Genomic DNA, 11,757 nt, shown 5'->3' with positions numbered 1-11,757 from the left:
CCTGAAACACCGTTGCTAAAATGCCGCCAAAAACAACCGTCCAACAATTCGCCCCGCGCCTGATTGCCTGGCAGCAACAGCATGGCCGCCATCATTTGCCGTGGCAGGTGGCGGATCCTTATGGCGTGTGGCTGTCGGAAATCATGTTGCAGCAAACCCAAGTGGCCACGGTGCTGGACTATTATCCGCGTTTTATGGCGGCTTTCCCCAATGTGCAGGCTTTGGCGGCGGCGCCGCAAGACGCGGTGTTGAGCCTGTGGCAAGGCTTGGGCTATTACAGCCGTGCCCGCAACTTGCACAAAGCGGCGCAGCAGGTGGTGGCAGATTTTAACGGCGAATTTCCATGCACGCGGCCGCAATTGGAGCGCTTGAGCGGGGTGGGGCGCAGCACCGCAGCGGCGATTGCCGCTTTTGCCTTTGGGCAGCGCGAAAGTATTTTGGACGGCAATGTAAAACGGGTGCTGTGCCGGGTGTTTGCACAAGACGGCGATGCCAACAGCAAGGCGTTTAACGACACGCTGTGGGCATTGGCCGAAAGCCTGTTGCCGCCTGCTGCTGCCGATATGGCCGCCTATACGCAAGGCTTGATGGATTTGGGCGCCACGGTGTGCAAGCGCAGCAAGCCGTTGTGTAATGCTTGCCCGATGGCGGATGTATGCCAAGCGCGGGTGCAAAACCGCGTGGCCGAGCTGCCGCGCAAAAAAGCCGCCGTGGCGGTGGCGGTGCTGCCGCTGTATTGGCTGGTGTTGCGCCGGGCCGATGGCGCGCTGTGGCTGCACAAACGCCCGCAAAAGGGCATTTGGGGCGGCCTGTGGTGTGTGCCGTGTGTGCCCAGCTTGGCGCAAGCCGAGCAGTGGCTGGCCAAAGCCGGGCTGAATTTGGCCGATATGAGCGAAGGCCACACCATCAGCCACCGCTTAACCCACCGCCTGCTGCAAATCACGCCCTTGGTTTGCGATTTCAGGCTGCCTGAAAACAGCGCCATTATCGAGCGCGATGGTGAGTGGGTGGCGAAAGCCGATTTGGCGGCTTACGGCTTGCCCAAGCCTTTGGCGGCGTATTTGGCGGAGATAAGATAATACCAATTCTAAAAAATAACCTAACTGCGTTGGCTCGCCTTGCCGTACTAGGTGTACTGTCTGTGGCTCGCCGCCTTGTTATCTTATTTTTTAGAATTGGTATAAATAATATTGCAAGCTTATTGATTGGCGCAATTTTGTAAGGTATGGGTAAAGTATCGAGAATAAAGTGGTTTTATGTGGATAAAGCGGTTATGATGCTTGGCATGTATTTATAAATCGGCTTTGGTGTTTATCACATACCGTTTTATTCCAATACAGACAAACCATTCCGGCTTCGCGCCATCATCCCCGCTTTATAACGCATCACATTGTTCTTGCTTCAATATCACTGGGTGAAATCAACACCGCACTGTATTAACAATTAAAACAATAAATTTGCTGTACAAAAGCAGTACCTAAGGAAGTTATCATGCAACACCGCCGCCGTTTAAACAACTACCGTGCCTTACTGCGCACCCGCACACAAACCCAGTCGCCCCCGTCATAAACCCGCCACCCATTTAAACCAATGCCGCCTTATTCAGGGCGGCATTGGTTTTTTTGGGTATAACAAAAGCAAATGGGTTTCAGGCAGCCTGAACGCATGATGCAGTTTTATATGCGTGCCGACAACGCACCAAAGCGCTAACCATTGCGGCTGTTAACTTTGCAACAGGCTTTGCCCGAAATATTCGCCCGCCTGCACACCCGGCAGGGTGAAGAAATAGCCGCCGCCGAAGGGGCTGATGTATTCTTCCAGCGGCTCGCCGTTGAGCAGGTTTTGCACAAAGATAAAGCCGTCGGCCAGATTGGCTTGGTAGCAGATAAACACAAGCCCCACATCCAATTGGCCGGATTTGGCCAGACCGCGCGAATAGTCGAAAGGCCGTCTGAACAATTGGTGTTTCTGCATAAATTCGCGGCTGCGCGGGTTGGCCAGGCGCATATGGCTGTCGTGCGGAATGGTTTTGCCTTGCGGGTCGGCGGCGTAGTCGGGGCTGTCGTGTTCGTTTTTCATGCCCAGCGGGGCGCCGCTGTATTTTTCGCGCCCGAAAATGGTTTCTTGCTCTTGCAAGGGCGTGCGGTCCCAAAATTCCACAAAATGGCGAATCAGGCGCACGGCTTGATAGCTGCCGTTTTTCGCCCATGCGGGTTCATCGAGGCTGTTGGCGGCGATGCCGGTCCACAATACTTCGTTGGCGGTTTGGGGGTTGCCCACATCGGGGTTGCCGCTGCCGTCGCGAAAGCCAAACAGGTTGCGCGCGGCGGCGCCGGGTTCGGTTTTGGGCAAAAAGCCGTCGATGCTCCAGCGGATAATGGCGTATTGGGCGGTGTTTTTCACCAAGTCGCGCAGGGCGTTTTGGCAGGTTTCGGGGGAAAGGGCGCAGATTTGGATGCTGAAATCGCCATCGCACCATTCGGCGGCCAGTTTGTCGTTGGGAAAACGCGCCATTTCAATCAGGTGCTTGGGCTTTTTATCGGCCAGCCCGAAACGCGCATCAAACAGGCTGGCGCCCACGGATACGGTGATGGTGAGGCCGTCGGGGCGGAAAGTTTTGCCCAAAAGGCCGCTGCCGGCGGGCGGCAACTTGGCGTCGCCGTCTTGCAGTTCGCCGCCACGGGTGAGAAATTCGATGCGGGCGGTGAGGGTGCGCAGCAGGTTTTGCAGCTGCGAGGGGGTTTGTGCGGACACGTCAAACGCGGCCATGATGGCAAACGGCTGATGCGGGGTGGTGATGCCTTGCTGGTGGGTGCCGTAGCAGGGGTAACTTTCGCGGCTGTGTTGGGCGGCGTCGGTTTTTTCATCGGCGCGGCCTTTTTTCTCGCCATAAGCAAAGCCGCCTGCGGCGGCGGCAAGGCCGGCGGCACCGGCGGCCAGCGCGCCTTTGAGCAGCGCGCGTTTGGCGGGTTGGGCGGGGGTGTTGGATTGGGTCATGGTTGGATTTTGGGTTGGGGTTGGATTAACAATTGAAGTTACGCACCTGATTAATAAAGCTGCCTGAAAGCATTAAACCCTTATTTCTGAATGAAATTCGGTAATCCATTGGCAAAAACTAAAGCGAAATGAAGCGGATTATTTTAAAAATCCATATACTGTTTTGTACGTTTTCTTATCGTTTTACTTTGCGCTTCATGGCCGCGCGGCCACTTACTTTCTTTGCTTCGTTCACGCGAAGCGCACCTACGGCGAATAAAGTAAGCAAAGAAAGGCGACCCCGGTTGCAGGTTTGGCTGCGCCAAACTTCCCTCACTGCACATGCTTTTGGCGGCGGCCGCTAGTCGCTGCGCTCCGGACCGCCCTTGTTTCCGCCAAAACCACGTTCCGTTCGGCTGCGCCAAGGGGAAGGCTGCACAGATTATGCGTTTCAGATATCCTAAACAAAATGGTTTATAAATAGCTGCGATTTATACGAGTCGGATTTTTAAATCTGGGCGACGGGTTTAATAGGCTACCTGAAAGCTTTTCAGGTAGCCTTTTGTTATCGCTTTTAATTCAAACCCAGCGTGCCGCGCAGCTGTGCCAAATCTTCGGCCAGCGCGTTAATCGGCGCTTGCAGCGCTTTGCGGTCGGCTTCGGTGAGTTTGTCGTAGGTTTCAAAACCGTTGGCGGTTTGGTATTTGGCCAGAATATTGTTGACGGTTTTGAAATTGGCATCGGTTTTGTCCAGCAGCGCCTGATTTTTTTCGGCAATCAGCGGGCGGAACAAATCCACAATTTTTTGTGCGCCTTCGATATTGGCTTGGAAGTCGCTCAAATCGGTGTGGCTGTAGCGGTCTTCTTCGCCGCTGATTTTGCTGCCGGCCACTTCTTCCACCAGCACCGCCGCGCCGCCCACCACTTTATTGGGTGGGAACGACAGTAAGTCGATTTCTTGTTGCAGGGTTTTCACATCGGCCAGCAGTTTGTCGGCAACCTCGTTCACGCCGGCGGTGCTGTTTTCCACCCACAGCGCGTATTCGAGGCGGTGAAAGCCGGTAAAGGCCGGGTCTTTCGGGCCTTGTTTGAAGTCGTCCTCACGCGCGTCGATGGCCGGATCCAGCTCGTTAAACAATTCGGCAATCGGCTCGATGCGCTCATAGTGATAGCGGGTGGCGGCAAACAGCGATTTGGCTTTGGCGATATTGCCCGCTTTCACGGCGGCGGTGAATTCGGTGGTTTTGGCCACCAATTCCTTGGCTTCGGCCTGCACATAAGCTTTGTATTCGGCCAAGGGCTGTTCCAGCTTGGCCATATCGGCTTGCGATGCGGTGGCTTTAAAGCCGCTGTCGGTGACGGTGAGCTTGCCGCGCGGGTTGGTGAGTAGGCCGCAAGTCATTTCATATTCGCCGGGCAACAGCGTTACCGTCATTTTGTCGGCCAGGCCGGGGGCGATGTTTTCACGTTCGTCCACCACCATCACGCCTTTTAAAATCTCCCATTCGAGCTTGCGCCCGCTGTTGTTTTGGATATTGAACACGGTTTGCCCGCTGGGTACGGTGAGCGCCATCGGCTCGCAGGCAGCGTCGTTTACAGTGATGTTTACGCTGCCGTCGGCATTGGCCGCGGCGGATGCGGCGGCCGGTTTGTCGGCTTCGGGCGGCTGGCAGGCGCTAAGGCCCAAGGCAAGCAAGGCGGATAAGGCGGTGATACGGAATGTTTTCATTTTGAATCTCAAAGGTGGTTAAAAATAATGTTCAGGCAGCCTTGGCAGGCATAGGTTGGGTGCCGCGCAAAAACCAATACAATACCGGCACCAAATACAGCAGCCACACGGCGATTTCGCCCCAAGTGGGGTGGTCGGTGTAGCCGAAAAAGCCGCCCAAAAGCACGCCCAGCGGGCTGTCTTCATGCAGGATATGCGCCGAATGAAAGGCAATGCCCTGCAAATGGTTCCACACGCCTGCTTCGTGCAGCGCGCGCAGCGAGCCGGCCAGCAAACCGGCGGCCACCACAATTAAAAACACGCCCGTCCAGCGGAAAAACTTGGCCAAATTCAGCCGTATGCCGCCCTGATAAATCAGCGTGCCGATCACCGCCGCTGCGGCCAAGCCCAGCAGCGCGCCCACCGGCATATGCCAAGAAGGGCTTTGCTCAAACACCGCAATCAGGAAAAACACGCTCTCCAAGCCTTCGCGCGCCACCGCCAGAAACGCCATTCCCACTAGCGCCCAGCCTTGGCCGCCGCCCCGGTTTAGCGCGGCCTGCACCGATTGCTGCAAATGCTGCTTCATCGAACGGGCGGCTTTTTTCATCCACAAAATCATATAGGTAATCATGGCCACGGCCACCAAGCCGATAATGCCCACCACCAGCTCTTGCTGCTTTTGCGGGATTTCGCCGGTTTCTTGATGAATGCCGTAGCCCACCGCCAAACACAGCAGCACCGCCAGTGCCACCCCCAGCCACACTTTGGGCATCAAATGGCCGTGGCCGGACTGCTTTAAAAAGCCGGCCACAATGCCCACAATCAGCGCGGCTTCGATGCCTTCGCGCAACATAATTAAAAAAGCGATAAACATGGTTTAAACCGACATTAAAAAGATTTACTTGGCTTTATATTCCTGTTTAGATGAAAATACAAATGGTTTTTATTATTATTTAAAAAGATGCTGATAAATAATGATTAATTGTTTTGATGGTGGGATTTGTGGCGTATACGTGCAGGGATGTGGCGCAAACTCAGAGGAGGCGTTGTCTTTGATTAAATAAAGGCAGCCCAGCCCTTGTGTGGGCTAGGCTGAGACCTTTGCAAAACCCCAACTCACTCAAGCAACCAAACTGAACCGCCCCGAGATTCCAGGAGACACAACTTTCTGAGAGAATCTCATCATGAAAAGCAAATACGCACCCGAAGTAAAGCAACGCGCCATTCGACTGGTACAAGAGCAACGCAGCGAATATCCAACCCAATGGATGACCATAGTCGCCATCGCCACCAAAATAGGCTGTTCACCCGAAACCCTGCGCAGCTGGATTAAACGGCATGAAGCCGATATGGCCGGATGCGGCAGATTGACTCGACCTCGTAAGCGGTTCTGTGGCGATTGATAAAGTTGACCATTACTTGGGTTTGCGGTCGAGTTCCGTCCGGGCGAAAAAGCGACAGCCAGGCGTAGAATTTCATTGGCGCGCTGTAATTCTTTATTCTCTTTTCCAGTTGCTTGATGCGCCGGACATCGTTAACGGCTTGGCCGTTATCGGCCGATTGCCCCGTCAAGCTACTATCGCCATCAACAGCAATCCCAACATCCGCAACAGCGCAGCCGACGCTGCCTGAAAGATGAACATTTGCTTATCCTTATCCGCAACATCTGGCAACAGAGCCGCCAAATCTATGGTGCACGTAAAGTCTGGAGGGCTTTGTTACGGGATGGTCACCGCGTTGCCCGCTGTACGGTGGAGCACCTGATGCGCAAGCATCAAATGCAGGGTGTGTGGCGGGGCAAAGGCAAACGCACCACGGTTTGCGACCCCCAACTGCAACGGGCAGGTGATTGGGTGAAACGCCGGCTCAGCGCCGAGAGTCCCAATCAGCTGTGGGTGGCGGATTTCACCTACGTAACCACCCATCAGGGCTTTGTATACACCGCCTTTGTGATTGATGTTTTTGCCCGGCGTATTGTCGGCTGGAAAGTGTCAAAACGGATGGATACCGACATGGTGATGGATGCATTGGCGCAGGCTTTGTATGCCCGGTGCCCGAAAGGGGTTATCCACCACAGTGACCGAGGCAGCCAGTAAGGCAGCTTGACTCAAGATAAACCTGCTCCTATAAAGTCGGGGCGGTTCAGTTCCACCACATAGCGGGTTTTCGATAACCGGGTATTGCGCTTTTTTTGTGCTGCCGTTAACGGTTGGCCTTGGTGGGCTTTGTCCATAATGCCGTCTTGGAGCCGGTGTTGTTGCAGGTGTTGCCGGTTATCTGCGCTACTGTAGCCTTTATCGGCGTAAACGGTGACGCCTTCTTCTAATCCGGCCAGTAATACGTTGAGGTGTCGGCATTCATGTTCGTTGGCCGGGGTGATGTGCAGTTGTTCGATATAGCCTTCCAGGTCGGTGCGGGTGTGTTGTTTGTAGCAGAGGTGGTATTTACCGTCTTTTTTGATCCAACGCGCATCGCTGTCTTTGCTAGGGGTGCTTTGGGCGGTGATGTGGCCATTGTCGTCTACTTCGATGGCTTGGCGTTGTTTGCCACCGGCGGTGTGGATGATGGTGGCGTCGATAACGGCTGCTTGGGCTTTCTCTATCTTTAAACCTTTGTCGGTGAGCTGGCGATTGATGATGTCGAGCAGTTGGGCCAGGGTGCTGTCTTTGACCAGCCAGTTACGGTAACGGTTAAGGGTGCTGTAATCGGGTACGTTGAGGTCATCGAAACGGCAGAAGAGGTGGAAGTCCAAACGGGTGAGGATGCTGTGTTCAAGTTCGGGATCGGAAAGGCTGTGCCATTGACCGAGCAATACGGCTTTGAACATGCACAGCAGTGGGTAGGCTGGGCGACCGGCGTTGTCGCGAACGTAGCGGGCTTTTTGTGCGGCCAGGTGTTGTTGGATAGGTTACCAGTCGAGGACTAGGTCGAGTTTGAGCAGTGGGAAACGGTCGATGTGTTTGGCGATGCGCTCTTGGGCGGTTTGCTGGAAGAAGCTGCTCATGGGGAAATCCTCTGCGTTTCTTTAAGGAGAAATGTAGAGGATTTCGGGGGCTTTTGCAAAGGTCTCAGGCTGTTTAAAAGGCGGCTTGGGGTGTATTAATCCAGCTTGGGCTACCTGAAAACCAAACCCGCACAAAATGATGTTTTGTGCGGTTTTTTTTGTTTACAAAGCAGTGGGCAGCATTTGCTGCAGCTGCTGCAATACCCGGCGGGCGTGGATGCCTTCAGGCAGCCTGAAATCCAACAGCAGCCGGTTTAAACGTAAAGCTTCGGCGGCAGCGCCAGCGTGCGGCCAAGGCTGGCCGTTTAAGGCGTGTAAGGTATGGCCGTGCACGGCAATGCCGTCGGCTTGGGGCAGTGTCTGCGCCTGTGCCAGCGGCAAGGGCGGGTGTTCCGGGCGCAGCCAATAGCGTTCGTTGGCGGCAATGGCGTGGCCATCAATGTCTGCGGTGATGTCGGGTGCCAAGCCCAGCTCGCGCAGCAAAGTCCATTCAAAACGGCGCAGCTCGGTGTGGCTGTCGGGGTGAGTCACAATCTGGCGCAATACCGCGGCCAGCGCATCGTAGAGTTGCGGATGCGGGTCTTCGCGGGCGGTGAGCCGCAGCACCAGCTCGTTGACATACAAAGCGCTAAACAGGGCGCGGCCTTGCGGTTGCGGCCAGCCGCCCAGCCATTCGGCACGGTGCAGTATTTTCAGCTCTTGCTGGCCATACCACGAGGCCGACAAAGGCACAAACGGCACCAACACCCCGCGCAATTCACTTTGACGCTTGCGCGCACTGCGCGCCACCAGCACCACGCGGCCATAATCGCGGCTGAACAATTCCAGCAGCAAGCTGCTTTCACGCCACGGCGTGGCGGTGAGCAGCAGGGCGTGTTGGTGGTTGATGCGATGGTTGGCGGGCGGCATGGCGAAAGATAACGTTTATTGAGGCGGGCTATTATAGGTTATAAATTATGACTATAGGTAGGATGGCGTAATTGACAATACAGCAATGCCAGACGGATAATTTGCGATTAAATATTTTGTATGTTAATGCGAGTTTGTCTTGATGGCAATGTAAATAGCAGTCATGACATGAATCATATTCATTAAAAAAAGGCAGGGCATGACTGATTATTTCGATGTGGCCATTATCGGTGCCGGCCCGGCCGGTGCGGTGGCTGCGGCGCTGTTAAACCAACGGGGTTTCAAGGTATGTGTGCTGGAAAAACAGCATTTTCCGCGTTTTGTGGTGGGTGAAAGCCTATTGCCGCACTGCATGGAAATTCTGGCCGAAGCCGGATTGCTGGCACCGGTACAGGCAGCCGGATTTCAGCATAAAGACGGCATCGTGTTCAGCCGTGGTGATGGCAGTGTTGCCTATGATTTTACCGACAAATTTCATCCAGGGCCCGGTACCGCTTTGAATGTGCAGCGTGACCGTTTCGACAAAATGTTGATTGACCAAGTGATTGATGCGGGTGCTACGGTGCGTTTTGGCGAAAGTGTGGTGGCGTTTGGCAACGACGATGCACACGCCAGCTTGCGGGTGGTGTGCGAAAATGGCGAATATTATCAAATCAATGCCGGTTTTGTGTTCGACGCCAGCGGCCATTTTCGTGCTATTCCACGCTTGCGCGGTTGGGAAATGCCCACGCATTTGCCGGTGCGGCAGGTGCATTTGACCCACATCGACGATCACATCACTGATTCTAGCTTCGACCGCAACAAAAACATGATTATCACCCACCCGCAATACGCCGATGTGTGGCTGTGGCTCACGCCGTTTAGCAACGGGCGGATATCGGTGGGCGTGGTGGGGCGGCCGGAGCGTTTTACCGGCATCAGCGCTTCGGCCGATATTCTGAAGAAATTTGTGCGTGATGTGCCCATGCTGGCCGATTTGCTCGCCAATGCGGTTTGGGATAACGGTTTTCCGTTTTTGTATTTATCCGGCTTTGCTGCTAATGTTAAATACAGCCACGGCCAGCACTTTGCCTTGCTGGGCAATGCCGCCGGTTTTCTGGATCCGGCATTTTCATCCGGCACCACCATTGCCATGCATTCGGCCAAGCTGGCGGCCGATGTGCTCACCCGCCAGTTGCAAGGTGAAACAGTGGATTGGCAGACCGATTTTGCCGATGCGCTGAATCTGGGCGTGAATACTTTGCATACCTATGCCGAAGGTTGGTATGAAGGGCGCTTTCAAGACTTGATTTACGGCCAGCGGCAAAGCCCGGAAGAAAAACGCATGCTCAGTGCCATTTTGGCGGGCTATGCTTGGGACAAAAAAAATCCTTATGTGCGCAATGCGCAGGCCATTATGATGTAGCCGATATTGATATCGCCAAATTGATTGATATCGTCCAATTGGGTGTGAATTTAAGCTAAAATAGCCGTTTTATTGCATTCATGATTGCCCTGAATTTTCAGGGCATCTTTAGTTTGTTGCTGTATATTAAAAGCCTGCCCACCATCTTTTATGGTGCCGTTTTGAGCACATAAACCAGCTTATACTGCGTTGAAAATGGGCGCAACGCAGATTTTCCTGCTCAAAATCTGGTGCACGGCTGAAATGTAAACAGACCCTAAAACCGGCTACAAAAAACCGTGAACAGGCTCTAAGGCTGCCTGAAAAACAGCCCACGAAAAACAAGAGAACACACCCATGAAATCACCCGAATTATTATTGCCCGCCGGTGGCCTTGAGCGCATGCGCGCTGCATTTGATTACGGCGCCGATGCCGTGTATGCCGGCAGCCCGCGCTATTCGCTGCGCGCGCGCAACAACGAATTTGCCAAACTGTCGGTGCTGGAAACCGGCATCAGCGAAGCGCACGCGCGCGGCAAAAAATTCTTTCTCACGGTAAACACCTTGCCGCACAACAGCAAGCTGAAAACCTTTATGGCCGACATGGAGCCTTTGATTGCCATGCGGCCCGATGCGCTGATTATGGCCGACCCCGGCCTGATTATGCATGTGCGCGAACGCTGGCCGGAAGTGCCGATTCATTTATCGGTGCAGGCCAACACCACCAATTATTGGGGCGTGAAATTCTGGCAGAAAATCGGCGTGGAGCGCATTATTTTGTCGCGCGAATTGAGCATCGAAGAAATTGCTGAAATCCGCCAACAATGTCCCGATATCGAGCTGGAAGTGTTTGTGCACGGCGCTTTGTGCATCGCCTATTCCGGCCGCTGCCTGCTGTCGGGCTATTTCAACCACCGCGACCCCAACCAAGGCACCTGCACCAACGCCTGCCGCTGGGACTACAAAGTACACGACGCGGCTACCGATGAAATGGGCGACGCCAAGCTATTGCAAGGCTTCGATTTCAACCGCGCCCAAGAAGAAGCCAACGCCGCATTTGAAGGCATCAACGGCCAAGTGCGCCACCCGGCGGCCGATAAAGTGTTTCTGATAGAGGAATCCAACCGCCCCGGCGAAATGATGCCGATTATGGAAGACGAACACGGCACTTATATTATGAATTCCAAAGACTTGCGCGCCATTGAGCAAGTGGCCAAGCTGGCCGAAATCGGCGTCGACAGCCTTAAAGTGGAAGGGCGCACCAAATCGGTGTATTACGTGGCACGTGTGGCGCAGGCTTACCGTAAAGCGATTGATGATGCGGTGGCGGGCAAGCCGTTTGACTTAGGCTTGCTGGCCGAATTGGAAGGCCTGGCCAACCGCGGCTACACCCCCGGCTTTTTGGAGCGCCACCAAACGCAGGAATACCAAAACTATCTGGCCGGCCATTCGTTGGCCAAGCAAAGCCAATTTGTCGGCCAAGTGACCGAAATCGATGCCGAAGGCTGGGCCACCATTGAAGTGAAAAACAAATTCAGCGTGGGCGACACGCTGGAAATCATCCACCCCAGCGGCAACCAAACCGTGCAACTGGCCGCGATGACGCGCAAAGGCGAAGCGGTGGATGTGGCGCCGGGCAACGGCATCGAAGTGAAAATTCCGCAGATGCAGGGCAAGGAAAAAGCGCTGATTGCGCGGGTGATGAACCCTTAAGCGTCTTTTGTTGACAAGCAAGGCTGCCTGAATAGTTTAAGGCAGCCTTTGGCTTATTGC

The 11,757-nt window shown here is 54.4% G+C and carries 9 protein-coding genes and 2 pseudogenes; 5 read left to right on the top strand and 6 right to left on the bottom strand.

What is annotated here, in order from left to right:
• Positions 1-20 precede the first annotated feature (20 nt).
• The gene (gene mutY / locus JQU52_RS12470) at positions 21-1,079 is read left to right on the top strand and encodes an A/G-specific adenine glycosylase (protein WP_230338796.1); all 1,059 of its coding nucleotides are present in this window, start codon (positions 21-23) and stop codon (positions 1,077-1,079) included.
• Positions 1,080-1,722: 643 nt separating this feature from the next.
• Here the strand turns inward: mutY and efeB are convergent.
• From efeB to efeU, 3 genes are all read right to left on the bottom strand, one after another.
• Positions 1,723-2,997, bottom strand: a complete 1,275-nt coding sequence (gene efeB, locus JQU52_RS12465) for an iron uptake transporter deferrochelatase/peroxidase subunit (protein WP_230338795.1) — start codon at positions 2,995-2,997, stop codon at positions 1,723-1,725.
• A gap of 553 nt (positions 2,998-3,550) precedes the next feature.
• Positions 3,551-4,705 (bottom strand): iron uptake system protein EfeO, encoded by a 1,155-nt coding sequence (gene efeO, locus JQU52_RS12460; protein ID WP_230338794.1) that lies wholly within the window; start codon positions 4,703-4,705, stop codon positions 3,551-3,553.
• Between the two features lie 31 nt (positions 4,706-4,736).
• Positions 4,737-5,561 carry an iron uptake transporter permease EfeU gene (efeU, locus tag JQU52_RS12455; RefSeq protein ID WP_230338793.1) on the bottom strand — a complete coding sequence of 275 codons (825 nt, stop codon included), beginning with the start codon at positions 5,559-5,561 and terminating at the stop codon, positions 4,737-4,739.
• A 310-nt stretch (positions 5,562-5,871) separates the two neighbouring features.
• On the opposite strand from efeU, the gene JQU52_RS12450 reads away from it, so the two are divergent.
• Entirely contained in the window at positions 5,872-6,090 is a 219-nt protein-coding gene (locus tag JQU52_RS12450) for a transposase (protein WP_230338792.1), read from the top strand.
• On the opposite strand, the pseudogene JQU52_RS12445 reads toward JQU52_RS12450, so the two are convergent.
• Positions 6,038-6,232, bottom strand: a pseudogene (locus JQU52_RS12445) (IS3 family transposase); the annotation flags it as partial. The gene JQU52_RS12450 and the pseudogene JQU52_RS12445 sit on opposite strands and share 53 nt — an antisense overlap.
• A gap of 14 nt (positions 6,233-6,246) precedes the next feature.
• Here JQU52_RS12445 and JQU52_RS12440 point away from each other — a divergent pair.
• Positions 6,247-6,783: an IS3 family transposase gene (locus JQU52_RS12440; RefSeq protein WP_230340584.1), complete on the top strand. Its 537-nt coding sequence runs from the start codon at positions 6,247-6,249 to the stop codon at positions 6,781-6,783.
• A gap of 50 nt (positions 6,784-6,833) precedes the next feature.
• Here the strand turns inward: JQU52_RS12440 and JQU52_RS12435 are convergent.
• Positions 6,834-7,691 (bottom strand): annotated as a pseudogene (locus JQU52_RS12435) (IS5 family transposase); the annotation flags it as partial.
• 162 nt (positions 7,692-7,853) lie between these two features.
• Entirely contained in the window at positions 7,854-8,600 is a 747-nt protein-coding gene (gene recO / locus JQU52_RS12430) for a DNA repair protein RecO (protein WP_230338791.1), read from the bottom strand.
• Between the two features lie 199 nt (positions 8,601-8,799).
• Between recO and JQU52_RS12425 the strand changes: the two genes are divergently transcribed.
• Both JQU52_RS12425 and trhP read left to right on the top strand, forming a co-directional pair.
• Positions 8,800-10,005 carry an NAD(P)/FAD-dependent oxidoreductase gene (locus JQU52_RS12425; protein ID WP_230338790.1) on the top strand — a complete coding sequence of 402 codons (1,206 nt, stop codon included), beginning with the start codon at positions 8,800-8,802 and terminating at the stop codon, positions 10,003-10,005.
• Positions 10,006-10,341: 336 nt separating this feature from the next.
• Positions 10,342-11,697 carry a prephenate-dependent tRNA uridine(34) hydroxylase TrhP gene (trhP, locus tag JQU52_RS12420; protein ID WP_230338789.1) on the top strand — a complete coding sequence of 452 codons (1,356 nt, stop codon included), beginning with the start codon at positions 10,342-10,344 and terminating at the stop codon, positions 11,695-11,697.
• Positions 11,698-11,757 lie beyond the last annotated feature (60 nt).

Source organism: Paralysiella testudinis (assembly GCF_016894345.1).
GTDB lineage: Bacteria > Pseudomonadota > Gammaproteobacteria > Burkholderiales > Neisseriaceae > Paralysiella > Paralysiella testudinis.
This window is presented reverse-complemented; position numbering and strand designations above follow the sequence as displayed.